Source organism: Iodobacter sp. BJB302, assembly GCF_002735645.1.
Classification (GTDB): domain Bacteria; phylum Pseudomonadota; class Gammaproteobacteria; order Burkholderiales; family Chitinibacteraceae; genus Iodobacter.
The window spans coordinates 21,206-45,797 of record NZ_PDZG01000016.1 but is presented as its reverse complement, the minus strand read 5'-3'; the positions used below and the strand labels follow the sequence as shown (position 1 = coordinate 45,797).

The window sequence follows — 24,592 nt, the reverse complement described above, 5'->3', positions numbered from 1 at the left end:
GGTTTGGGATGGATGCATTGAAATTGGGCCTGGCAAAGAAAAGGCGCGGATTGCCGGGCAAAGGATAAGCCGGCTGTTGCTGAGCCGGCTTATCCTTTTTGATCACTTAATCAGACATACTATAGTGTATTGCATCAGCCATTTTGCGCTGCAGCAATACGCTATTTATAAAAGACAACTTAAGCTTTTGCTTCCAGTTCTTCCCATTTAGTCATCTTTTCGAGAATCAGCCCATCCAGCTCTTCGATGCGTAATTGCATTTCGCGGGCAAGCTTTGGCCCGTTGCGATAGATGCTGGCGTCGAGTAATTGCTGCTGGATATCCACTTTCTCGGCTTCAAGTGCATTAATTTGCAGCGGCAGCTGCTCTAAAAGGCGGGCGTCATTAAATGAAAGCTTTTTCTTCGCTTTGGCGGGCTCAGCCGTCTTGGTTTGTGGTGCTGAGCTGGCTTTGGGCGGGGCCGCCACAACAGGCGCATTGCTGGCCATCCGTGCTTTGGCTTCCATCCAGTCTGCGTATCCGCCGGCGTTTTCAATCAGTACGCCATTGCCTTCAAAGGCAATCACCTGAGTGACCACATTATCCAGGAAGGCCCGGTCGTGGCTGACCAGGAATACCGTGCCGGAATAATTAGACAGCAGCTCTTCCAACAGCTCTAAGGTGTCGATATCCAAATCGTTGGTGGGCTCGTCCAACACCAGAACATTGGCCGGGCGGGTAAACAAACGGGCCAGCAGCAGGCGGTTACGCTCACCACCGGATAAAGAGCTGACCGGGCTGCGCGCGCGTGCTGGCGCAAACAAAAACTCTTCCAGATAGCTGATAACGTGTTTACGCTGATTGCCAATTTCGATGTAATCATTACCCTGGCTGATGGTATCGATCACGGTGGCGTTTTCATCCAGCTGTTCGCGGAACTGATCAAAGTAGGCCACTTGTAAGTTGGTGCCCAGTTTAACTTCGCCGCTGTCAGGCTGTAATTCACCCAGAATCATTTTAAGCAGAGTGGTTTTACCCGCGCCATTTGGCCCGACCAAACCGATGCGATCGCCACGAATCAGGCGGGTGCTGTAGTTGCCTACGAGCGTTCTGCCGTTATAACCCTTGGTGACGTTTTCTAGCTCGGCGACCAGCTTGCCTGATTTATCGCCCGAATCCACATTAAAGCTGACATTGCCCACGCGTTCGCGGCGCTGGCTGCGCTCGATACGTAAGGCTTCCAGGCGGCGTACGCGGCCTTCATTACGGGTACGGCGCGCTTTAATCCCCTGGCGGATCCATACTTCTTCCTGGGCGAGCACTTTATCGAATTTCTTATTGGTAAATTCTTCCTGCTCGATCAGTTCTTGTTTTTTAGCTTCATAAGTTTTGAAATTGCCCGGAAAGCTGGTCAGATTACCGCGATCAAGTTCGATAATACGGGTGGCAATATTGTCGAGGAAGCGGCGATCGTGGGTAATAAACAACACGCTGCCCGCAAAATTTTTGAGCAGTTCTTCCAGCCATTCAATCGCGCTAACATCCAGGTGATTGGTTGGCTCGTCCAGTAATAAGAGCTGTGGTTCAGACACCAAAGCACGGGCCAGCGCCACTCGCTTTTTCCAGCCGCCTGATAAAGCGCCAATTTTTGTTTCTGCAGGCAGATCAAGGTGCGACATAATCGATGCAATCAGCGAATCGAGCCGCCAACCATCCTGCGCTTCTAAATCGTGCTGTAAATCCATCAGATGGGTTAAGCTTTCTTCGCTGTCATCTAATGTTTGCAGCGCTGCGTGATAGTCAATCAGCGTCTGGCGCACCGCACCCAGGCCTTCGGCCACGGCTTCATAAACGGTGTGTTCCATATCAAATACAGGCTCTTGCGAAACAAAAGCCATCTTCGCACCCGTTTCGAGGCGGATAACGCCGTCGTCCAGCTTATTGACGCCTGCGACGGTTTTAAGAAGGGATGATTTACCTGCACCATTGCGGCCGATCAGACCAACGCGTTCACCAGCATCAAGAATAAAGCTGGCTCCGTCTAAAAGCGGAACGTGGCCATAGGCGAGGTGAGCGTTTTCTACAATTAAAATGGGCATTTGGTACCTTGAAGCAGGGGTTTTGCTTATTTGAATGTTTGAATATAGAGGGCAGATTGTGCGCCTTTGCCTTTAGCCAGAACGCGCTGAGGCAGAGTGTGCATTGATTTGCCAACAAAAAATCTTAGTGGCGATTATACGGCCAGATGGACTTAGCCGATACCTGCAGTGTTGGAACTATTGATTTCCACCATTAGAATGGGGTGGGCTAGGTGGCTTATTTACCCTGCCTGCAGCGTGATCACTCAGGTTCAGCGCCGTAAATGACGGGATGCTGCCATCCTGTTTCAGCCGCAATAAGCGTCATAAAGCAAACTCGGAAACCGCGAATGATACGATTCTTGATGCTCTGTTTGTGTTTGACTGGCCCTGTTTGGGCCAAGCCCGTAGCGAGTGTAAAAAGCACGCACCCAGCATTAAGTAAACCCTCCCAGCTCGCTGCAACCGGCGCTGATTTCGACCCGGAGCATCCGCCAGAAAGGCTGAGAGTTCTGGTGGCACTGGGGCCTTCTACCTTTTTTATTAAAAATGGCCGTCAGTATGGTGTGGAATACAGCATGCTGAACGAGTTTGAAAAATTTCTGAATCAGGGGCGCAGCAAGGGGCAGCCGCCGCTGCGCTTGCAGTTTATTCCTGTTGATGCAGGTGAGCTGATCCCCGCGCTCAGGGCCGGGCGTGGGGATATCGCTGCGGGGCTGATGCCGGTAACGGAAGGGGCAAAGCAGTTAGTTGCGTTTTCTGTTCCGTATTTGCAAGATCGCTGGTGTACGGTGTCGGCCGCAGAAGAGGGCCACAGCCTTACGATTCCATCCAGCAGCTATGCCCAGCGGCTTTTAGGTGATTTTAATGAGGCAAAACGCAAGGCCGGAAGCGCAGAGTTTGAGGTAGAAAACGCAGCGCCCGGTGTAAACACTGAAATGCTGCTCGCCGAAATCAATAGAAATGCAGATAAAACCACCATGGCCAGCAGCTTTGTTCTGGGTTTATGGAGTAAAACGCTGAGCAAACTAAAAAGCCATAGCTGTACAGAAGAAAAAGTCCCTGTGGCGTGGGCCGTGCGTAAAGACGACAGCGCTTTGCTGGCCACCTTAAATCGCTTTGCAGAGAAATCAGGCATTGCCGAGCGGGCGGTGACGGCTACGCGGCGTTATCTGGAAACCAGTGGCAAGGTGCAAAGCGCCAGTCAGCTGGGTTCACTGGATAAGCTGGCTTTTTTTGCGCCTGTCTTTCAGATTGTGGCCGCGGCTAATAATTTAGACTGGCTGCTGCTTGCTGCAATCGGGCAGAAAGAAACGGGTCTGAATTCGGTCATACGCAAAAAAGGCCCTACCGGCATTATGCAAATTAACCCCAGCACCGCCCGTAATATGGGGGTGACTAATCCTCATGATGCGGAAGGCAATGTCACGGCGGCCGCGCGTTATCTGGGGCATTTGCGTGATTTCTTTAATAACCCCGGCATTAATGACGAGGATCAGCTGTATTTTATGATTGCCGCATACAACGCAGGCGAGGGGCGTGTGCAGCAATTGCGTAATCAGGCGGCGGCTCAGGGCCTGGATCGCAACCGCTGGCTGGGGAATGTAGAAAAAGTAGCTTTAAAGTCGGTCAGTAAAGGCATGGTGGATTATGTGTCTGCAGTGAGCCGTTATTATATTGCCTACCAGGCGGCGGAAAAAACACGCAAACGGCACGATGGCGCGTCAGCGGCGGCCGAGCTTAAATAAAGGTGTGTTGCCGCAGTATCCAGGCATTGAATCACGCCGCTCTGAAGATCACAGGGCAAAATAAGACCTTATCCGCTTAGGTCCGTGCGCGTTTAGCGCAAAAAACCCGCATTTATATTGGCGCGCTTACCCTGGTAGAGCAGGGTAGAGGTGCTGTGCGGTACAGGGTTTAAAGCGGCTTAAGGCGCGCAAATAGACTTGCCAATCTGTTAATCTTTGGGTTGCTTTGCATCCTGGTCTTGTTTTTTTGCATTCTGATCCTCGCTTTTGACACTTGATCGCAGCGCTGTTTCGCCTTGGAATGGCTTTGTTTAAAGTGACATTACTCCAACTTTGCAAGAGAATGTCATGAAAGCCTTAATGTTAATCGCCACAGCATTGATGATTTCTACTCCTGTTTTTGCTGCGCCTGTTTCAAAAGATGCAGTGATTATTAAATTGCCCAGAATAGAGGTTGTTGGAAAGCGTCATGATGCAATTCATCAAACACCAGCAAATTTGGCCGCGCTTGATGCGCCAATTGCAAATGATGCAGCAATAATTAAACTGCCAAGAATAGAGGTTATTGGAAAGCGCCGCGATGCAATGCATAAAACATCAGTAAAACTGGCTGCAAAAGATGCGAAATTGGCTAAAGAAACCGTGATTATTAAATTGCCACGAATTGAAGTGCTTGCTAAGCGAGAAAGCGCTGCGGCATTGCCATCTATGATTGTGGCTGCAGAGCAGGGCGATGGGGTTTTTTTCAATACTGCAATGCCGTCTATGGCAATAGTAAAAAAGATTAATCTCTTCATGCCTTATGGCGTTTAATACATCGTGCCCTGCTCTGCCGGCAAAAATAATGACTGTGTTCTCTGGTTGGTGCCATCGTTTTGAAAGATCAGTATTCATTTAACGCCGCTTTAATTGATAAACTGATTGATACGCCATGATGTATTTTTAGAATGATTTCCTGTGCTGAATCCTTGCTGATGATTTATTGATGTGTGTAAAGTAAATAAAGATCATTGTGTTTTAAATGTTAATATAATAAAATATTTATTTAAACGAAGGATCGCATGTTTATGAAAATAATATTTTCTATTGCACTGGCCGCTGTGTTGTCAATGAATGTGGCTCATGCTGAAAACAAACCCGCCATTCAAATGGATACTTTGCTTAAAAGCAGCCAGTCATGGGATGGAAAAAAATATGAAACTTATCCTTCCGGCCCGCCTGAGCTGACTGTTTTGAAAATAACGATCCCTGCCAATACCACGATGGCATGGCACAAACATTCCATGCCCAATGTCGCCTATGTTGTTTCTGGCACATTAACGGTTGAAAAAAAGGTGGGCGGTGAAAAGAAGATGATTACAGCCGGGCAGGTGTTGTCGGAAATGGTGGGCGAATATCATCGCGGGATTACGGGTAAAGACCCTGTTGAGCTGATTGTTTCCTATTCGGGCTCAGCGGGCATGCCTTTGTCTGAGCCTGAGAGTAATGAGAATAAAGAGCTCCATTAGTCTTTGCCATTTAACTGGAGCACTGTGCAATATCGTGAATTGATTGCTCTGGCTGGTTCAGCTTTTTTTTCATTATGGCCTGCTGATTTTTATCCATTCAGAGTAATCTGCTATTGGTCTTGCGGGCATAATGGCAGCAATTGCTGCAATAGGACGGTGATTTTGTCTAGTCACATTTCTTTGTGGAAAAAATTCTGCATGGTATTTTGAGTGCCTGTTGTTTAAGCAGGGAAATCGCCGTGCTAAGCCGAAGGTGGCGCTGTGTTAAATGCGCCAGCCCGCTTAAATTACTGCGTGATTTTTAATTGAAAATCTCTGTGTAAAATAAGAAAAGAGGCAGGCAGGTAATGAATATAGAACTTATAACGATGTGAAATTTTGCTGGAATTATGTATTGGGTATGACTGGATTATATAAATGCAAAGGCCGCATATGAATGAAGAAAAAATTAAAATAATCAAGGCGTACTTTTATGAGGTGCTTGATTTTTTAAAAAAAGTATTTGATCGGCTCGCTGTATGGGTGATTCAGCTGAGCTGGGGGAAGTTTATCTTTCTAATGATTTTATCCTTGATTATGGGCGGCGCGATTGAAGATGGGATTAATAGCTTAAGAAGAGCAGAATATGCAGCTACTTTGCCGCCCCCTCCCGCTCCACCTGCCGTGATTCATCCGCCGGGCAAGGAAAAAATACCTTCTGAGCCATTGGATCCGTCGTCTGATTTGCCGGAAGCATCCACCAATAAAAATGCGGACCAGCAGCAGGCAGAGCAAGAAAAAGCCGATGCAGAAAAAGAGCTGGTAGACGCAAAAAAAGCAGGTCACGATAAAGAGAAAATAAAGAAAAAGTTGCACGATAAAATTGCCGGCTTGAGTGTGATTCAGGATAGTGACTTATCTTCAGAGGATAAGAATGAATTGATTAATGCAGTGAGCGAGTATTTGCTGACCCTTGAAAAAAATAAACCGCCCTCCGCCAGGATATCGACTAATATTTCTTTGAATAATTGGGTGTTTCTTTTTATCATGATGCTGCTGGGCATTAAGGTATTAATGGGCGGTAAAAAACGTGCCGAAGCACTGGCAAGAGAAGCACAAAAAGAATCAGAAAGAGAGGCATTATTAAGGCAGGTGGCCGAGGCCAAAATACAAATGATGCAGGCGCAAATTGAGCCGCACTTTTTATTTAATACCCTGGCTTCTGTTGAATATTTAATTGAAACGGATCCGCCGCGTGCTTCTGCCATGCAGCGCAGCCTGATTCAATATTTACGCCAGGTATTACCGCAAATCAGGGACCATGCCTCTGGTAATCATTTGGGCCGTGAGGCCGATATGGTGGCTGCGTATTTAGAGCTGTTAAAAATGCGTATGGAAGAGCGCCTTGAATTTAATATTCATATTCCCGAAGGCTTACGCTCAGCGGCTTTTCCGCCGATGATTTTGCAAACACTGGTTGAAAATGCAATTAAGCATGGATTAGAGCCAAAAACAGAAGGCGGCAGCCTGAGTGTTTATGCAGAAGTTGCTCATCAGAAATTAAGAATCAGCGTGATTGATAATGGCCTTGGTTTCGGCATGGCAAAAAGCAGTGGCACAGGTTTGGGTTTGCAGAATATTCGTGAGCGCCTGGCTTTGCTATATAAAGGAAACAGCTTGTTTTCAATTACAGAAAATAAACCAAGCGGTGTGTGTATTACGATTGAAGTACCTTATACTCTGGCAATATAAATGTGCTCATTTTTTAAAGGATTGCCATGCCCACAGCACTGATTGCTGATGACGAGCGTTTAATGCGTGATCAGTTAAAATTACGTCTTTCTCAGGTCTGGCCGGAATTAGAAATTATTGCCGAAGCTAAAAATGGCGAAGAAGCGATTAGCCAGACATTAGCGTACCGGCCGGATTTTGCTTTTTTAGATATCCGCATGCCTGGCCTTACAGGTTTAGAAGCGGCGCAGGCGATTTCTCAATCTACCCATATCGTATTTGTAACCGCTTATGATCAATATGCAGTAGAAGCATTTGAGCATGGTGCGATTGATTATGTTTTAAAGCCAGCGGATCCGGAGCGTTTGGCTTTAACTGTAGAGCGCCTAAAAAAACGCCTCGCCAGCCCGCCCAATGATATGCAGGCCTTAATTGCTCAGATTGCTAAGCAAGTTACCCAAAAGCCCGCGTATTTGCAATGGATACAGGCATCAATGGGGCAGGAATTGCGTTTGATTCCGGTTGAAGAAGTTTTGTTTTTTCAATCCGATGAAAAATACACGCGGGTGCAAACAAAAAATTATGAGGCTTTAATCAGAAAGCCCGTGCGTGATTTATTAGAAGAACTCAACCCCGATCTCTTTTGGCAAATTCACCGCGCAACACTGGTGAACAGCAAGGCGATTGAAGGCGTGGTTAAAGATATTCGCGGGCGCTTACTAGTGAAAGTGAGCGGCCTGAGCGAAAAGCTGGAAGTCAGCCGCAGCTTTACGCATTTATTTAAGCAAATGTAAATCTACCACTGGCAGCCGCTGTCGCTTACTGCATCGGCCACTAAGGGCACGATTGCGAGTAGGCCCAATCCTGAGTACGCTTTTTTACAATCAGGCCGGTTGGCTTTATCCAGTGATTTGGCCAGCTCGCTGCGGGGTGTTTCGGTCTGTGGTTTTAGCCCGGGGATAATGGATTGCGCTTTAGCGGCAGAGCTGCTTTCTTTGGGAATGGATAAATCGAGTCTGGCAGCGGGGGTGATCACTTGGTGAATGGCTTTGCCACTCTCAGTAATGGAAGGAATCTCCAAAATATCGGGTTTTGTTTCATGTGTTGAAACTGGCCCCGTTTTGGGCCTTGTTTTTTGCTTGGATGTTTGTTGTTGATGCTCAGCCGCGGGTGGCGGGGGCGGGCTTACCTGCTGTGTCCGGGGCGTTTCAAGCGCGGATAAAAAAATTTGTAAGCCCGGGCGGATTGTCTGACTGGCCGGTTTTTTAGCCTGATAAAAAAGATAAACACCAAGATGCATCAGTAGTGCCAAAGCAAGGCCGCTGGGCAGGGTGTGGTTTTTCATGAGATGCAGATAAAAACGGGGGGCATTTTATGATGTCCTGTCGTCACATGATAGGGCGCTGCTGGGGCGCTTAGTCTAAATGGAATACGTTTCGTTTTTCCATGGGCTTATTTACTTGTTTTTGAATCACCTGGCCTTGTTAAGTGTACAGACGCATACGCTATCCGTTTTCGGTTGGGTATCAGCGCTCTGGTTGTTTGTATTCAAAAAAGGTCAGCGCTCGCAAGGAGTGCAGGCCTTGCCTTCTTTCGGAAAATAATTAATTACTTTCTAAGTAATAGTTAAATTGCACACTATTCTTATGTTAGATGTAATGCCACTTGGTGTTACTTATCGGGCATGGGAGTGAGTATGTGTAAGTATTTGCTTAAGGCCCTGTGTGGGCTGCTTATGCTTATCGATTGCAGCTTTGCTGCGGGCAGATATACTTTTTCTGTGGTCCCTCAGTTTGGCCCTGATCGTTTACATCAGGAATGGCAGCCTGTCTTGCAGCGCATTTCGCACGATACAGGCATAGTGCTTGAGCTGAAGCTTGCCGCTGGCTATACGCAGTTTGATGTGGCTTTAAAAAATGGCAGCGCTGACTTTGCCTATGTTAATCCCTATCAGGCGCTGCGGTCGTTTTCCCGGCAGGGCTATATCCCCCTGTTAAAAGACAGCAAGCCTTTAGTCGGAATACTACTTGTACGTAAAGACAGCGGGTTTAAGTCGGCCAAAGATTTAAACCGGCAGACCATTGCTTTTCCGGCACCTAATGCCTTTGGCGCTTCTATTTTGCTTCGCGCTCACTTAAGCGGGCGTATGGGTTTGCAATTTACTCCGCGATATCTGGGCACTCATTCCAATGTGTTTTTGCACCTAGCGCGAAACGAGGTGGCGGCTGGCGGAAGTGTGCTTGCCGCTTTTGATGATGAGCAGCCTGAAGTGCGCGGTCAGCTACATATTATTTATCAGACGCCGGAAGTCGCTTCGCATCCTATTGTGGCACACCCCCGTGTGCCGTTAAAAGATCGCAATGCCATTGCACAGGCCTTTATGGCTTTGGCTCAGGATGAGGCAGGGCGGGTTTTGCTGAAGGAAATTCGTTTTTCTAACCCTGTGCCCGCTCTTTATGAAAAAGACTATCTGCCTTTAGACGTTTTAAAGCTTCAGAAATATGATGCAGAAGAGAAAAACTAGATGGATGCCCCCCTGATTCCTTCTTCGTCGCCCGCATGGTGGCAAGCCATCAGGGCTTTGCCGCGCAGCCTTTCTCGGCAGATTATGTTGCTTACCTCAGTTTGCCTTGTGCTATCGCTGCTGAGTTACGGGGCTTATACGGCAAGCAGGCAAACCCATTTGCTGCGCACCACCGTAATGAACAATATGGCTGCTTTGGCTCAGAATCTTGCCACCGTGGATGCGCAGTTTTTGCTGGTAGAAGACTGGGTGAGCATTGAAGCGATCTCGATGCAAACCGCCACAACCCCCGGTGTTTTTTTGGTGCAGGTGAGTAATACGGATGGAAAACTGCTGAGCGAAGTGGTGTTTGAACATGGGCGCAGCGTGCCTCATTTTGGCCATGAGCGCTTGCAAGTTCCCCGGCAGGTGCGGCCCTTTACTCAGTCTGAAGAGGTGAATACAGAGCTCAGTCTTCATCATTTGGCCGGCAAGCAAACCAGGTCGGCTTGGCACCCGGTTATGGCGGGCAGTCATGTGGGTTGGGTCAGGGTGAGCTATCGCACCGATGGTTTAAACCAGGAGGTGATCGCCATATGGGCTCAGGCGTTGCTGATTATTGCACTGGCCATCACCGGTACGCTGGTTTTACTTAAATGCCTGCTGGGGCCGCCCATCCGGGCCTTGCAACAGGCCACCCGGTTTGCCACCGGTCTGGATCACGCTCTTGGGGCAAAGCTTCAGGTATCAGGCGAGTCTTCAGAAATCCAGGCTTTAGGTGAGGCGCTTAATCATGTTTCAGCGCGCTTATTAACGCAAAACAGCGAATTAAATCACCAAAAGTTTGCACTTGATCAGCATGCTATTGTCAGCATTACTGATTTAAATGGCGTGATTGTGTATGCCAACGATTTGTTTTGTAATATTTCTGCTTATTCCAGGGATGAATTGCTGGGGCAGAATCATCGTATTCTTAATTCAGAATTCCACCCGGCTGCTTTTTTTGCTGCGCTTTGGTCTGCTATTAGCCGCGGGCAGGTCTGGCATGGTGAAATTAAAAATAAAAACAAACTCGGGCAGTTTTATTGGGTGAATGCCACCATTGTGCCCCTGATGGGAATTAATGCAGTAGCTGAGCAATATATTTCTATATGTACTGATATCACTGAAATTAAAAATTATGAATTATCTTTGCAGGCTGCAAAAGCCAGGGCCGAGGCGGCAACGGTGGCAAAAAGCCAGTTTTTAGCCAATATGAGCCATGAAATTCGCACACCAATGAATGCGATTCTGGGCATGCTTAAATTATTGCAAAATACCGAATTAAGCGACAGGCAGCTCGATTACACCACTAAAACAGAAGGTGCGGCGCAGTCTTTATTAGGGCTGCTGAATGATATTCTGGATTTTTCTAAAATGGAAGCCGGCAAAATGGAGCTGGATCCGCAGCCGTTTCGATTAGACAGGCTGATGCGGGATTTATCCGTTATTCTATCGGCCAATATTGGCGCCAAACCCATCGAGGTATTATTCGATATTGATCAATCCATGCCTAAGGCTCTGATTGGTGATGTATTGCGGCTGCGGCAAGTTCTGATTAATCTGGCGGGCAATGCCATTAAATTTACTGAAACAGGCGAAGTCATTATTCAAATAAAACTGCTTGGCCAGATTGAAGATCAAATCTCATTACGTATTTCAGTGAAAGATAGCGGTATTGGCATTACAGCCGGAAATCAGAGGCATATTTTTGAAGGGTTTACTCAGGCCGAATCATCCACTACGCGGCGCTTTGGCGGGACGGGGCTGGGTTTATCTATTTCTAGGCGATTGGTTGAAATGATGGGTGGCAGCCTGATGCTGGAAAGCGAGGCAGGGAAGGGCAGCACCTTTTACTTTGAAATCATACTGCCTGCCGTGGATGCTTTAGCAGAAGAGGCAGACCGCTCAAGCTTTGTGGGGGGGCTAAATCATTTGCATGTATTGGTGGTGGATGATAATGAAATCGCCCGCGGGCTGATGGTGGATATGGCCCGTTCCTGGGGCTGGCAGGTGGATGTGGCCCGGAGCGGGCAAGAGGCGATTGCTAAAGTGGAGGCGTGCCCGGCTTTGGCGCAGGGGGGCTATCAGGCTATTTTTGTGGATTGGCATATGCCGGATATGGACGGCTGGGAAACTATTCTACGGATCAGGAAAATCCTGCTGGCCACGGATACCCCTGTAATTGTGATGGTGACAACGCATGGCCGGGAGTTGCTGGCTCAGCGCAGCAGCGAAGAGCAGGCCGCCCTGAATAGTTTTCTGGTGAAACCAGTTACGGCCTCGATGCTGTTTGATGCGGTGGCTGATGCGCGGGCTGGCCTGGGTAATTTACGCAGCAGGCCGCGTCAGCCAGGATTGAAGCCTTGCCGACTGATTGGGCTGCGCCTCTTGGTGGTTGAAGACAATTTAATGAATCAGCAGGTGGCACAAGAGCTGCTCAGCGCAGAAGGCGCACAGGTAGAGCTGGCTGCAAACGGGAAGGCTGGGATTGATGCCATTGTTAATGCATCCCGCCCTTTTGATGCAGTGCTGATGGATGTGCAAATGCCCGTGATGGATGGTTATACGGCAACGCATATCATCCGGCATGGACTGGGTATGGCCACTTTGCCTGTGATCGCCATGACGGCCAATGCCATGGATTCAGACCGCGAGGCCTGTCTTGCTGCAGGGATGAATGATCATATTGGTAAGCCATTTGATTTGATGCATCTTATTCAGATTGTGCAAAGCCAGGTCAGGCAAAACCGGCATCAATTGGCTTTGAACAGCGAAATCACCAGCGTGCCGGACGAAGCGCAATGTACGATTAAAGATGAAAATGATTTTGCCGGTGCTTTAGAGCGTCTGGGAAATAACACCGGTTTATATGGCCGTGTTTTGCAATCTTTTTTGTCGGAAATCAGCGGTATGCCGGCCCAGCTGGATGCTTTTTTACGGGCAGGAAAAAGAGAAGAAGCCCGCCGTTTAATGCATACCTTAAAAGGGCTTGCCGCTACAGTCGGGGCCAGCTATTTAGCGGCGGTTGCTCAACAAACAGAGGATGAGCTTAAAACAGCGGCCACGGAGCACGATGCACTTTGCGAGGCACTGAGGGATGCCGTGCTTGCCAGCAGCCAACTGATCGAGCCGCTCGCTTTGAGCTATAGCCAGGCCGCGCCAGCAGAGGCGGTGCCGGATACCTCGCAATTTCTGGCAGATATTAAAGAATTACATAGTCTGTTAAAAGGCTCGGATTTATTAGCCTTTGATGTGCATGCCCGGCTGCAAAAAAAATACGCCCGTACGGCCGCTCCCGAGCTTAAAGCCTTGTACGAGGCAATGGGCGCATTTGATTTTATGCGGGGGCAAAAACAGTGTGAAACGCTATTAGAAAAATACGGCGAATTTCAATAAACTGATTTAAATAAAGCCCCATCCGCCGCTATAAAAATGCAGGCTGACTGAATTGTTTTGCTGACGGTGGAATCCGGGCTCAGCACAAAATTCCCCGCTTAATCATCGTCATTACACTGTGGCGTAATCCCTTGTCAGGCCATTTGAGGGTGTAAACGGGGGGATGCACTAATGCGCATGAATCGCCTGCAACAGCTCCGCCTCTAAAGCGCGCGAGGCGTGTTGATCTTTGAGTAATTCCCCGCTAATTAAGAAATTATCTTCAGCCCGCTCGCCCAGCGTCATAATTTTTGCCGATTGAATCTCAATTCTATTCTTCGCCAATACTCTGGCAATGGTCGAAAGCAAGCCGGTTCTATCTCCTGCTGCGATTGATAAAACATGGTATTTGCCACGCTCATCCGCACGTATCATCACATGCGGCTGAATGGGGAAATGTTTAAGTTGGCGGGATATGCGTGTTTTATGCACCGAGGCGAGCGGCAGCCCTTTTTCTAATTGCTGGCTGAGTTCAAACTCGATATAGCCAATTAAATCACGGTAATTGTCTACCCGATTATCGGGGATATAAATATAGAAACTATCTAAGGCATAGCCATTTTGCGTGGTATGAATATGCGCGTCAAAAATGGTATAGCCAGCGCGCTCAAAAAAGCTGCAAATTTGTGCGAATAAATCATTTTTATCTTGGCTGTATACCATCACTTGCAAGCCTTCGCCTGATTCTGAAAGCCGTGCTCGCACCACCGGTTTAAGCGTGTTTACACGGGGAAAAAGCATGCGGGTGTGCCAAGCAATTTCTTTGGCGTCGTGGCGTAAGAAATACACGGTATCGAGCACTTTCCAGAAATCTTCATGCGCTTCTTGGCGTAAGCCATGCAGGCGAATTAAGCGCAGCGCTTCGTCTTGACGCTCCGCTAGCCATGATCGATTACTACTGGTGTTGCTAAATAGGTGCTGAGTGGCTTTAAATAAATCTTCAAGCAGCTTGGCTTTCCACGCATTCCACACCTTGGGGCTGGTGCCGCGGATATCGGCCACAGTTAGCAGGTAAATAGCGGTGAGCTTGCGCTGATCCCCCACCCAAGTTGCAAAGGCCTGAATGGTTTCAGGATCATACACATCCTGTTTTTGCGCTACGGCCGACATGGTGAGGTGATGCTCTACCAGCCAGGTGATCAGCTGGGCATCCTCATCAGGCAGCGGCATGCTGGCGCACCATTTAGCCGCAATTTCTTTGCCTAAGAGGGAATGATCGCCGCCACGCCCCTTGCCAATATCGTGAAACAGCGCTGCCAGATATAAAACTTCGGGCCGATCGAATTCCGCCAATAGGCGTGAACACATTGGGTATTCATGGGTAAAGGCATTCACCGCAAAGCGCCGCACATTGCGTAATACCATTAAGGTGTGTTCATCCACGGTATAAACATGAAATAAATCATGCTGCATACGGCCAACAATTTGCCCGAATTCCGGAATAAAGCGGCCTAATACACCGTATTGATTCATGCGGCGCAATACACGCGTTAAGCCGCGCGGCTCGCGGAAAATATCAATAAAGCGCTGCTGATTAACAGGGTTACTGCGAAAATTATCATCAATACTGGATCTGGCATGCCAAAGCGCCCTGAGCGTGGCGGGGCTGATATCCCGGGCATCTCTTATGCGCTCTAATTGCCAGAATAATTCCAGTATGGTTGAAGGCTGGCGCTCAAACACATCGGGTGAGGTGATTTCAATGGACGAGCCACGTAATTGAAAGAATTCATTAATCGGGCGAATCTCAATGCCAACCTGCGAAAAAATACGCGCCTTCAGGGCTTCTAATAATAAAGGCGCAAGCTGGCTGATAATGCGGGCAGAGCGGTAATAGGTGGCCATCAGCGCTTCGCTGGCCCGCAGGCGAATTGAGCCTTTCTCGCTGTCTTCAAATTTAAAATCACTGGCCAGCGTGTGCTGGTAATCAAAAAGAATACGATCTTCACGGCGTTTAGCCCGCCAGTGCAATTGAATGCGATAGGCGCGTAATACCCGCTCGGCATTTTCTAATTTAATGATTTCTTCATCGGTCAGCATTTTAAGCTGCGCCAGCGCATGCCAATCGCGGCCCAAACCCTGGCTGGCGGCAATCCAGCCAATTAAATGCAAATCGCGTAATCCACCCGGTGCTTCTTTGATATTGGGCTCAAGATTATAAGTAGCGTTTTGAAAGCGGCCATAGCGTGCCTGCTGCTCTAATAATTTGGCCTCAAAGAATTCCTTGGTATCGATATAGCGATGCACCGTGTCATAAAATTCTTTAAAGCGCTCCGGGTCCCCCACCAAAAGCCGAGCTTCTAAAATAGCCGTTTGCACGGTGATATCTTTTTCCGCCTCGTGCATGCAGTCCGCCGTGGTGCGTACCGAATGGCCTACTTCCAAGCCAATATCCCATAGCTCACCCACAAAGACTTCCAGCTTTTCTAAGAGTGCAGGCGAGGGCAGATCGGGCAATAAAATCAGTAAATCCACATCTGAATAGGGGAACAATTCCCCTCGGCCATAGCCCCCAACGGCCACCAGCAGTACCTCATCAATAAACTGATGCCTGCCCCACAGCTCGCTTAAGGTGCGATCAGTCAGCTGCGTCAGTTCCGCAAGAATAGGCAAGGCTTCGCTTGGGATAGCAAAGCGTTGGTGTAAGGCGGCTTTATCAGCCGCATAAGAAGCCCGGATGGCACTGACAGGACGCATAACTCAGCCAAATATAAGGTGGTGCTGTAGTTTATAGGAGAAAGGGGCGGGGAGTGGCAGTGGATAGGGTTGCTGTGTGTAAGTAAGTTTTATGGTGTTACATCTTTTGGGTTCTTTGCGCCGTCAGTTTATTTAAACAGATCAGCATATTGCATCGAATCATTGTGAATTAAGGCGGTTTTCCGCCATTTAATATCGCCTGATTCTGTAGTTTCGCCATCATCGGTATCAGCGGAATAATCAGCATCGCGTCGTTTTTTCTTTGTAAGCAAGGGCTTGCAGTGTAGTTGGCCTGTGTCAGCATGCTGGCAAGCTAATTGCTAAATAGCTAAGGGAAGCCTGTCAGGCTGTCTGCCCTTACCTTTAGCTACGGAGTTGCAATGAAGAAACTTACTTTGATCGCATCGCTGGCCATGACTTCCTTTTCTGCTTATGCCGCAGAAGATGTGATTCGTCTGGGTAATCTTAAATTCGCCCACTACGGTGCGGTCTCGTATATCAAGGAAATCGCGCCTAAATGTGGGATTAAGGTAGAGGAGAGGATGTTTGCCAAGGGGCTGGATATTATGCCGGCCATTATTGCGGGCGAGATTGATGTGGCGGCCAGCGCGGCGGACGCGGCCATTGCCGGGCGGGCAGGCGGCGTGCCGGTGTATGCGGTGGCGGGCTTTGCCAAAGGCGGGATCAGGATTGTGGTGCAGCCGGGCTCTGCGATTAAAGCCGTGGCCGATTTTAAAGGTAAATCGGTAGGGGTGGCGCGTGGCGGCGCGCAGGAGCTGGCGCTGTTGGCGGAGCTGGCCAAGGCGAATCTGAGCTGGTCTGAAAAGCCGGGCAAGGATGTCAAAATTGTTTACCTGCCCTTTGCAGATTTGAACCAGGCGCTGATGCAAAAGCAGATTGATGCCATGTCGCAATCCGAGCCGCAGGCTTCGCAAGCGATTAACAAGGGCTTTGGCGTGGAATTACTAAAACCATATGAAACGCCGATGGGTGAGCCAATTCGCACACTGGTGATGAGCGAGAAGCTTTACAACAGTAATCGCCCGCTGGCAGAAAAATTTATGAAGTGCTTTGTGCAAGCCACCAAAGCCTTTATGGATGATCCTAAGCTCGCCGAAAACTATGTGCGCAGCAATATGTTTAAGGGTCAGATTACGGTGGATGACTATCAGGATGCCATTGCTAATTCGCCGTTTTATTACAACCTGAGCGTTGAGCATATGCAGATCACTACCGATTTTATGGCCAAATATGGCGTGGGCAAAATGGTGAAGCCGCCAGTGGCCAAAGAGTGGGTGAAGCTGGATCTGCTAGATCAGGCTAAGAAATCTTTAAACGTGAAATAAGGGCCATCCGATGAATAAAACATTATTCACCCGAGCCGTAACGGGACTTTGGCTGCCCGTGGTTTTGATTGCACTTTGGCAGGCAGCAGCAATGGCGGGCTGGTTAAATCCGCAGATTCTGCCGTCCCCATGGCAGGTGGTGGTGCGCTGGTATGCGTATTTATTGCCAATGGAGCCCTATGACGCCAGCCAGAGCAGCTATACCGCCTGGTTGTTTTCGGGCGAGATGATTCACGATGCCATCGGCACGCTGTATCGGGTAATTGTGGGCTTTGCGATTGGCGCAGCGCTGGCTTTGCCGCTGGGGCTGCTTATGGGGGCCAGCCCGCGGGTGTATAGCTGGTTTAATCCGATGATTCAGGTTTTGCGGCCGATTCCACCGATTGCTTATATCCCGCTCTCTATTTTGTGGTTTGGTTTGGGCAATGCACCGGCGATTTTCCTGATTGTGATTGGGGCGTTTTTTCCTGTATTGATGAATACTATTGCCGGGGTGCGTCAGGTGGATTCTATTTATCTGCGTGCGGCGCGTAATTTAGGCGCGAGCCAAAGCACCTTGTTCCTGAAAGTGATCTTACCAGCGGCCACGCCGTATATTCTGGCCGGTGCGCGTATCGGGGTGGGTACGGCGTTTATTGTGGTGATCGTTTCGGAAATGATTGCAGTGAATAACGGGCTGGGCTTCAGAATTCTGGAAGCGCGTGAGTATTTTTGGTCAGACAAAATCATTGCGGGTATGTTGACCATTGGCTTACTGGGCCTAGCAATCGATATGGCAATGAATAAACTCAATAACCACTTGTTGCGCTGGCACCGCGGCCTGGAGCACTAATCATGACGGCACAAATCAAAATAGCGCAGGTGAATAAAGTTTTTAAAACACCTGGGGATGATGTGGTGGCCTTGCGGGATATCAGTCTGGAGATCCCTAACGGGCAGTTTGTTTGCCTGCTTGGGCCTTCGGGCTGTGGCAAATCAACTTTGCTGAACGCGGTTGCCGGGTTTTCTCATCCAACCAGCGGCAGCATCACCGTGGATGGCGCGCAGATTAAAGACACCGGGCCAGATCGCGGCATGGTGTTTCAGGAATACGCGCTGTTCCCCTGGATGACGGTTGAGCAAAACATTGCCTTTGGCCTGACCATCCAAAAAATGCCGCAGGAACAGATCGATAGCAAAGTGGCCGAGCTGCTAGAAACGCTAAAACTGGTGGAATTTCGCAAGCGTTTTCCTAAGGATTTGTCTGGCGGCATGCGCCAGCGTGTGGCCATTGCGCGTATTTTGGCGCTTAATTCGCCGATTATGCTGATGGACGAGCCCTTTGGCGCGCTGGATGCGCTTACCCGCAGCAGCTTGCAAGATGAGCTGCTTAAAATCTGGCAGGAGCATAAAAAAACCATACTGTTTGTCACCCACAGCATCGAGGAATCAATCTATCTGGCAGATCGTATCATTGTGCTCACTTACCGCCCGGGCACGGTGAAGCGTGATGTGCTGGTGGATATTCCAAGGCCGCGAGACCCCAGCTCGGCCGAATTCAATGCGCTTAAACGTGAGCTTGGTGCGCTGGTGATGGAAGAGCAGCAGCGCCATCAGCAGGCGGAGCTATGCGGCTTGAGCTCTGATTAAAGATGCTTAAACCAGCGCGATATTTATGGATATTAGCGACACTTTGCTTGGCGGGCTGCCTGTTATGGCTGGCCGCCCAGTGGAGTGAGCGCAGCGCGCTGGCGCAATTGCGCACTGCCGGTCAGCATCGCCTCGATGTTTACACCGGCAGCTTGCGTAATGCGGTAGAGCGCTACACATGGCTGCCCTTTGTTTTATCCAGCCAGCGTGATTTGGCTGATTTGCTGCGCGCGCCGCAGGATGCGGTGCAATTAGAGCGGGTGAATCGCTACTTAAAAGCGGTGAACGATGCGGCTCAGGCATCGGCGATTTATGTTTTAAATGCTGAAGGCCTGGCGCTGGCATCCAGTAACTGGGATACGCCACAGAGCTATATCGGCAACAACTATGCGTTTCGGCCCTATTATCAGCAAGCCCGATTAGGCTACGCAGGGCGCTTTTATGGCGTGGGCTTTACCACGCAGCAACCCGGTTATTTTTTATCTTATCCAATCAGAGATGGTGAGCGGGTGCTGGGTGTGGTGGTAGCCAAAGTTAGCCTCGATGCGCTGGAAAGTAATTGGCGGGTAACGGGCGAGCGCATGCTGGTGAGCGATAAAGACGGCATTGCTTTTTTAGCCACCGATCCGGCTTGGAAGTGGCACACGCTGGCCCCATTGCCTGGCTATACGCTGCGATACATTAAAGAGAGTCGCCAATATGGCCGCAATGTTTTTCCCGAGCTGGGTTTGCTAAAACAGCAGCGCTTGGATAGCAACACTCAATTGGCGCGCTTTAAAACAGGCAGCGATCAGGCCGATGTGCTGGTACAAACCGCCAAAGTGCCTGATCTGGGTTGGCAAATGGTGCTGTTTACGGATCTCACCCCCATCCGGCAGGGCGTGAGCCGTGTGCTGCTTGGTACCAGCCTGGGTCTGTTGGCTTTGCTGGCTTGGTTTTTATTCTGGCGGCAAAGGCGGCGGCGCATCCGCGATAATCTGCGCGCCAGCCAGGCACTTAAGCAGGCCCATGATCAGCTGGAGCAAAAAGTAGCGGCGCGTACCGATGATTTATTAGGGGCCAATACCCAGCTGCAACGCGAAATTGCCGAGCGTATCCGTACCGAGCTTGATCTGCGTGCGGCGCAAAATGAACTGGTGCAAGCAGGTAAAATGGCCGTACTGGGCCAGATGGCCGCCGGTGTGACGCATGAACTCAACCAGCCACTGACGGCCATGCGCGCCTTGGCCGATAATGCCAAATTGCTACTGGAGCGCGGCAATGCTGAGGCAGTTGCGGGCAATCTGGTGCATATCAGCCAACTCACCGAGCGCATGGGCAAAATCACCGGCCAGCTGCGCTCTTTTGCCCGAAAAAGCGATAATAGCGCCGAGCCGGTACTGCTGAAGCAATCCATTGCCAATGCCCTGCTTTTACTGGAGCAACGCTTGCGCCAGCAAAGGGTGGCGTTAAATATCGAGCAGCCCGATCAGCTTTGGGTGCTGTGCAATGCAGTGCGGCTGGAGCAGGTGCTGATTAATTTGCTTAGAAACGCTTTGGATGCGGTAAAAAACCAGCCCGATGCCAGCATCTCGCTGGCGGTGCAGCAGCTGCAAGGCAAAGTAAAAATAAGCGTACTTGATAATGGCCCCGGCATTGCCGCAGAGCAGTTATCTAATGTGTTTGATCCCTTTTTTACCACCAAGGGCGACGCCGAAGGCTTGGGCTTGGGGTTGGCGATTTCGCTATCGATTGTGCGTGATTTTGGTGGCAATTTGCAGGCCAGCAATCGCCTGGAAGGCGGGGCTTGTTTTGAGCTGGAGTTACTAGCAGCACAGGAGCAGCAATGAAGGTCTTATTGATCGACGATGAAGCAATGATCCGCCACGCAGGCAGCCAAACGCTGGAGCTGGCAGGCTTTGCGGTGGAGACCTTTGCCGACGCCGAATCGGCCCTGCCGCTCTTGCAAACTGATTTTGCTGGCGTGGTGGTGTGCGATGTGTGCTTGCCGGGCTTGGATGGTTTGCAGCTCTTGGCTAAAAGCGTGCAGCGGGACGCCGAGCTGCCTGTGGTGCTGATTACCGGCCACGGCGATGTGGCGATGGCGGTGCAGGCGATGCGGGATGGCGCTTATGATTTTATCGAAAAGCCTTTTTCATCCGAGCAGCTGATCGAAGTGGTGCGGCGCGCAGAGGAAAAACGCAAACTGGTGCTGGAAAACCGCCAATTGCGCCGTGAATTAGAGCGCAGATCCGGCATAGAAGGGCGCTTGCTGGGGCGTGGTGCAGGCATAGAGCAATTGCGCCGCCGCATTATGAATATCGCCGATACCGACGCCGATGTGCTGATCATGGGCGAAACCGGCACGGGTAAAGAGCTGGTGGCGCGTTGCCTGCACGAGCACAGCCATCGCGCAGCGCATCCCTTTGTGGCGCTCAACTGCGGCGCACTGCCCGAGCAATTGTTTGAAAGCGAAATCTTCGGCCATGAAGCAGGCGCATTCACCGGCGCAAGCAAGCTGCGAATCGGCAAAATTGAATACGCCAATGGCGGCACGTTGTTTCTGGACGAGCTGGAAAGTATGCCGCTGACGCTGCAGGTGAAATTGCTGCGGGTCTTGCAAGAGCGGCAACTGGAGCGTCTTGGTGGCAATGTCAGCATCCCTGTGAATTGCCGGGTGATTGCCGCCAGTAAAAGTGATTTAAAGCTGTTGAGCGATCAGCAGCAGTTTCGGCTGGATCTTTACTACCGCTTGAATGTAGCGACACTGAATCTGCAGCCCCTGCGGGAGCGGCGCGAAGATATTCCGCTATTGTTCGAGCATTTTGTACTGCAAGCCGCGCTGCGCTACCACCGCCCCGCACCGATCGTAGACCCTGCCCGGATGCGGGAACTGATGCTGCAAAGCTGGCCCGGCAATGTGCGCGAGCTGCGCAATGTGGCCGATCGCTTTGTGCTTGCGCTGCTGGACGATCTGCCCGCCAGCGAAGCCGCGCTTGATTTACCCTCGCTGGTGGAGCGCTTTGAAAAAAACCTGATCGAAGATGCTTTGCTAAGGGCCGGAGGCCAAATCACCGCCGCCAGCCTATCCCTCGGCCTACCGCGAAAAACCTTGTATGACAAAGTGAAGAAATATCAATTGGGGGCGGGTGAGGGGTAGTTTGCAAGGGGTGAGAATTGTTGAGTATGGGTATTTCTGGAGAGCTAGGCCTTTTTATTGGTGATGGCTTGCTGATGTATTACAATGAAAACATTGCAATACATGGAGCTTAATCATGAGCATGATGTCGATGCGTTTGCCGGATGAGTTAAGCCAGCAGCTGGAAGCGCTGGCGGTGTCGACCGGGCGTAGTAAATCTTATCTGGCTGGGCAAGCTATCCGAGCATTTGTCGAACAGGAAGCTTGGCAGATCAAGGAAATTAAAGCTGCGCTGCATGAGGCCGATGCGGGGGATTTTGCAAGTGATGATGAAGTGGCTGCATTGAGCGAAAAATGGCAACGCCATGCGGCTTAGGTGGCTGCGCAAGGCGATCGCTAATCTGGATGCCGAGGCAGAATATATCGCACAGGAAAACCCACGGGCCGCAGCCGAGATGTTTGCCTATGTGAAAGCCAAAGTTGAAGACTTAGCTCATTTTCCAGCGTCGGGTAGGCCGGGGCGCGTACCCAGTACCCGTGAGCTAATCATCGATCGATACCCCTTGCTGGTGCCCTATCGCGTAGTGGGTAATGAACTGCATGTACTCAGGGTATTTCACACTCGCCGCAAGCCGCCGCTTAGCTGGTAGGGTAGGTCAGCGATCCTGCCTCCATACTCGCGGTTCATTTTTTGTTTTTCTCCGTGAAATGCTGTGTCCTCCGTGCCCTCTGTGGTTCAAGATTTGGGTTGTGATGCGGAACAGAGCTATTTCACCGCATCCTTAGGCTTATCCAATAAGCGGATTTCTTCTTTCAGCCATTGCTCATCCTCAGAGCCAACTTCCAGCAAAATCAGTAGTTTATTCCACCACTCTTTGGCTGCGGCTTTGTCTCCACGTTCGACAGCGGCGCTGCCGGCCAGCATCAGGGCATCGGGCTCGCTGGCGTTGACGGATAGCGATTTGACGAGCAGCTCGGTTGGACGGCCTTTGAAGCTCTTTTGCTCGATGGCGAGTACGCCTGCAAAACGAGCGATTTCTCCTGCGTCTTTTTCAATGGCAGGCCATGCTTTTTCGTAAGCGCTGATCGCTTCCGCGTAGCGGGCTTGCGACCGGTAGCTGCGTGCCAGCATTAGCCAGCCTTTTTGATCGTTCGGTTCTAAAACCATCCGTGCTTCAAGCTTTTTGACCATGGCGGCGATTTCATTTGGGCCTATATTGGGGCGCTGGCGCGTGCTTGGGTCGAGCGCGGTGGGCGTGCCCAGCTTGAAATACAGGCCACCTGCGGCTAAAGGTAGTAGCAGCAATAGAGCAATAACTAAACCTCGCGCAGAGTGCTCGTTTAGCGTTGGGCTGGCGCTGCCCACTTCATTAATCAGGCGACTTTCGGCCTCGATGCGGGCGATGGCGTGGTCGCTCTGGCTTAAACGGCCATAGCGTAAGTCTTCATCCAGTTCAGCCAAAATGGTGTCGTGCAGGGCATAGCGTGCGCGGCGTATATCTCCCGCTTGCGAGCGGCCTTTGAGCAGCGGCCAGATCAGCGCGGCCAGCGTGATCACCACCATCAGTGCGCAGATCAGGGTAAATAAGCCAAAGTGCGATGCGTTCATTGCGTGTCCTTGCCATTGTTGGTGCCATCAAACTCTGCTCGCAAAGCTGCCAGCCGGGCTGGATTGACCTCGCCGGGGGCAGCCTTTCGGCGGCGGATTTGCAGCAGTAACAGAAACAAACCAATTAAGAGCAGTAGTGGTGGTAACAGCCATAAAAGCAGCGTTCTGGCCTTGAATGGCGGGCGGTAAGTGACAAAGTCACCGTAGCGATCGGTGAGGTGGCGGATGATTTGCGGGTTGCTGTCGCCAGCGGCAATGCGCTCTCGTACTTCGCGGCGCAGGTCTTCGGCCAGCGGCGCACGCGAGCTGGCTAGGCTTTCATTTTGGCAAACAAGGCAGCGCAGTTCTGTAGATAGCTCAAGCAAACGCGCATTCGCAGCCACATCGCTGGCAGCAGGCGCAGCTACCTTGGCCGCTGCGGGCTGTAGCATCAGTGCAAACCATAATCCACATATAGCCAGAGTGCTAAAACCCAAACCTTGCACCACGGAGGAAAAGAAGGGCACGGAGAGCCACGGAGAACGCCAAGGTTGTGTACCTCCGTGTTCTCTGAGGCCGAAGTGGTTCAGGACCTGGGTTTTAATATTTTGTGTTTTAAAATATGCCAATAAGCGGTGGTTATTCATGATCGTGCCTTTTGCAGCTCAGGCAGCAGGATGTTTTTAAAGATATCGGGGGTGACTGCGCCGATGTGTTTGTAAGCAATATTGCCGTTTTTATCGATCACAAAAGTCTCTGGCACGCCGTATACACCGTAATCAATGCCCACCCGGCCATCCCTGTCCGCCACCACGATGTTGTAAGGATTGCCACGGCTTTGCAGCCATTCTTTGGCGTCCTTATCCAAGTCTTTATAAGCCAGGCCAACGAGGGTGACTTTGTGCTCTGAGGCAATTTGGTTGAGCACCGGGTGCTCCTGTATGCAGGCGCTGCACCAAGAGGCCCACACATTGAGCAGCCATGCCTGGCCCCTGAGGCTGGCAGGCGAAAACTGCCCTGTGGCATCCAGGCGATCAAGCTTAAATTGCGGCGCAGGCTTGCCGATCAGCACGGAAGGAATTTCACGCGGATTAAGCGTCAAACCCGCCGCCAGTAGCAATGCCAGTGCAGCAAAAATAATTAAAGGAGCAAAGCGTTTCATTAAAACTTCCTAAGCTGCATAAAAGGTCTGCAGACACAGAGAACGGGGA

At 50.4% G+C, this 24,592-nt stretch carries 20 protein-coding genes; 14 read left to right on the top strand and 6 right to left on the bottom strand.

Annotated features, from left to right (window positions below; genetic code table 11):
* Positions 1-179: 179 nt before the first annotated feature.
* Positions 180-2,078 carry an ATP-binding cassette domain-containing protein gene (locus CSQ88_RS07420; protein ID WP_099397470.1) on the bottom strand — a complete coding sequence of 633 codons (1,899 nt, stop codon included), beginning with the start codon at positions 2,076-2,078 and terminating at the stop codon, positions 180-182.
* Positions 2,079-2,407: 329 nt separating this feature from the next.
* On the opposite strand from CSQ88_RS07420, the gene CSQ88_RS07415 reads away from it, so the two are divergent.
* The 5 genes from CSQ88_RS07415 to CSQ88_RS07395 all read left to right on the top strand — a co-directional run bounded on the left by CSQ88_RS07415 (position 2,408) and on the right by CSQ88_RS07395 (position 7,817).
* Positions 2,408-3,805 carry a transglycosylase SLT domain-containing protein gene (locus CSQ88_RS07415; protein WP_180273575.1) on the top strand — a complete coding sequence of 466 codons (1,398 nt, stop codon included), beginning with the start codon at positions 2,408-2,410 and terminating at the stop codon, positions 3,803-3,805.
* A gap of 348 nt (positions 3,806-4,153) precedes the next feature.
* Positions 4,154-4,618, top strand: coding sequence for a hypothetical protein (locus CSQ88_RS07410; RefSeq protein WP_099397468.1), 465 nt, complete (start codon positions 4,154-4,156; stop codon positions 4,616-4,618).
* A gap of 254 nt (positions 4,619-4,872) precedes the next feature.
* Positions 4,873-5,313: a cupin domain-containing protein gene (locus CSQ88_RS07405; protein ID WP_099397467.1), complete on the top strand. Its 441-nt coding sequence runs from the start codon at positions 4,873-4,875 to the stop codon at positions 5,311-5,313.
* Positions 5,314-5,730: 417 nt separating this feature from the next.
* The gene (locus CSQ88_RS07400) at positions 5,731-7,044 is read left to right on the top strand and encodes a sensor histidine kinase (protein WP_099397466.1); all 1,314 of its coding nucleotides are present in this window, start codon (positions 5,731-5,733) and stop codon (positions 7,042-7,044) included.
* A gap of 26 nt (positions 7,045-7,070) precedes the next feature.
* A complete protein-coding gene (locus CSQ88_RS07395) occupies positions 7,071-7,817 on the top strand; it encodes a LytTR family DNA-binding domain-containing protein (protein ID WP_099397465.1) in 747 nt (248 codons plus the stop codon).
* A gap of 2 nt (positions 7,818-7,819) precedes the next feature.
* Here CSQ88_RS07395 and CSQ88_RS07390 read toward each other — a convergent pair whose 3' ends face one another.
* Positions 7,820-8,368, bottom strand: coding sequence for a hypothetical protein (locus CSQ88_RS07390; protein ID WP_099397464.1), 549 nt, complete (start codon positions 8,366-8,368; stop codon positions 7,820-7,822).
* A gap of 390 nt (positions 8,369-8,758) precedes the next feature.
* Between CSQ88_RS07390 and CSQ88_RS07385 the strand changes: the two genes are divergently transcribed.
* Entirely contained in the window at positions 8,759-9,547 is a 789-nt protein-coding gene (locus CSQ88_RS07385) for a phosphate/phosphite/phosphonate ABC transporter substrate-binding protein (RefSeq protein WP_180273574.1), read from the top strand.
* Positions 9,548-12,964 (top strand): response regulator, encoded by a 3,417-nt coding sequence (locus tag CSQ88_RS07380; protein ID WP_099397462.1) that lies wholly within the window; start codon positions 9,548-9,550, stop codon positions 12,962-12,964.
* Between the two features lie 168 nt (positions 12,965-13,132).
* Here the strand turns inward: CSQ88_RS07380 and CSQ88_RS07375 are convergent, their stop codons facing one another.
* Positions 13,133-15,700, bottom strand: coding sequence for a [protein-PII] uridylyltransferase (locus tag CSQ88_RS07375; RefSeq protein WP_099397461.1), 2,568 nt, complete (start codon positions 15,698-15,700; stop codon positions 13,133-13,135).
* A 380-nt stretch (positions 15,701-16,080) separates the two neighbouring features.
* Between CSQ88_RS07375 and CSQ88_RS07370 the strand changes: the two genes are divergently transcribed.
* The 7 genes from CSQ88_RS07370 (at position 16,081) to CSQ88_RS07340 (ending at position 22,443) form a co-directional block, all read left to right on the top strand.
* Complete coding sequence (locus tag CSQ88_RS07370; RefSeq protein WP_099397460.1) at positions 16,081-17,046, top strand: ABC transporter substrate-binding protein; 966 nt, start codon at positions 16,081-16,083, stop codon at positions 17,044-17,046.
* A gap of 10 nt (positions 17,047-17,056) precedes the next feature.
* Positions 17,057-17,878 carry an ABC transporter permease gene (locus CSQ88_RS07365; protein ID WP_099397459.1) on the top strand — a complete coding sequence of 274 codons (822 nt, stop codon included), beginning with the start codon at positions 17,057-17,059 and terminating at the stop codon, positions 17,876-17,878.
* Positions 17,879-17,880: 2 nt separating this feature from the next.
* On the top strand, positions 17,881-18,675 hold the full coding sequence (locus tag CSQ88_RS07360) for an ABC transporter ATP-binding protein (RefSeq protein ID WP_099397458.1): 795 nt from the start codon (positions 17,881-17,883) through the stop codon (positions 18,673-18,675).
* Positions 18,676-18,677: 2 nt separating this feature from the next.
* A complete protein-coding gene (locus CSQ88_RS07355) occupies positions 18,678-20,504 on the top strand; it encodes an ATP-binding protein (protein WP_099397457.1) in 1,827 nt (608 codons plus the stop codon).
* Positions 20,501-21,814: a sigma-54 dependent transcriptional regulator gene (locus CSQ88_RS07350; RefSeq protein WP_099397456.1), complete on the top strand. Its 1,314-nt coding sequence runs from the start codon at positions 20,501-20,503 to the stop codon at positions 21,812-21,814. The genes CSQ88_RS07355 and CSQ88_RS07350 overlap by 4 nt, the downstream gene beginning before the upstream one ends.
* A 115-nt stretch (positions 21,815-21,929) precedes the next feature.
* Positions 21,930-22,169, top strand: a complete 240-nt coding sequence (locus CSQ88_RS07345; RefSeq protein WP_099397455.1) for a CopG family ribbon-helix-helix protein — start codon at positions 21,930-21,932, stop codon at positions 22,167-22,169.
* The gene (locus tag CSQ88_RS07340) at positions 22,159-22,443 is read left to right on the top strand and encodes a type II toxin-antitoxin system RelE/ParE family toxin (RefSeq protein WP_099397454.1); all 285 of its coding nucleotides are present in this window, start codon (positions 22,159-22,161) and stop codon (positions 22,441-22,443) included. Before CSQ88_RS07345 ends, CSQ88_RS07340 begins: the two co-directional genes overlap by 11 nt.
* Positions 22,444-22,559: 116 nt before the next feature.
* Here the strand turns inward: CSQ88_RS07340 and ccmI are convergent, their stop codons facing one another.
* From ccmI to CSQ88_RS07325, 3 genes are all read right to left on the bottom strand, one after another.
* Complete coding sequence (gene ccmI / locus CSQ88_RS07335) at positions 22,560-23,402, bottom strand: c-type cytochrome biogenesis protein CcmI (protein WP_099397453.1); 843 nt, start codon at positions 23,400-23,402, stop codon at positions 22,560-22,562.
* Positions 23,399-23,833 carry a cytochrome c-type biogenesis protein gene (locus CSQ88_RS07330; RefSeq protein ID WP_099397496.1) on the bottom strand — a complete coding sequence of 145 codons (435 nt, stop codon included), beginning with the start codon at positions 23,831-23,833 and terminating at the stop codon, positions 23,399-23,401. Before CSQ88_RS07330 ends, ccmI begins: the two co-directional genes overlap by 4 nt.
* Positions 23,834-24,024: 191 nt before the next feature.
* Positions 24,025-24,543, bottom strand: a complete 519-nt coding sequence (locus CSQ88_RS07325) for a DsbE family thiol:disulfide interchange protein (RefSeq protein WP_099397452.1) — start codon at positions 24,541-24,543, stop codon at positions 24,025-24,027.
* Positions 24,544-24,592: the final 49 nt, after the last annotated feature.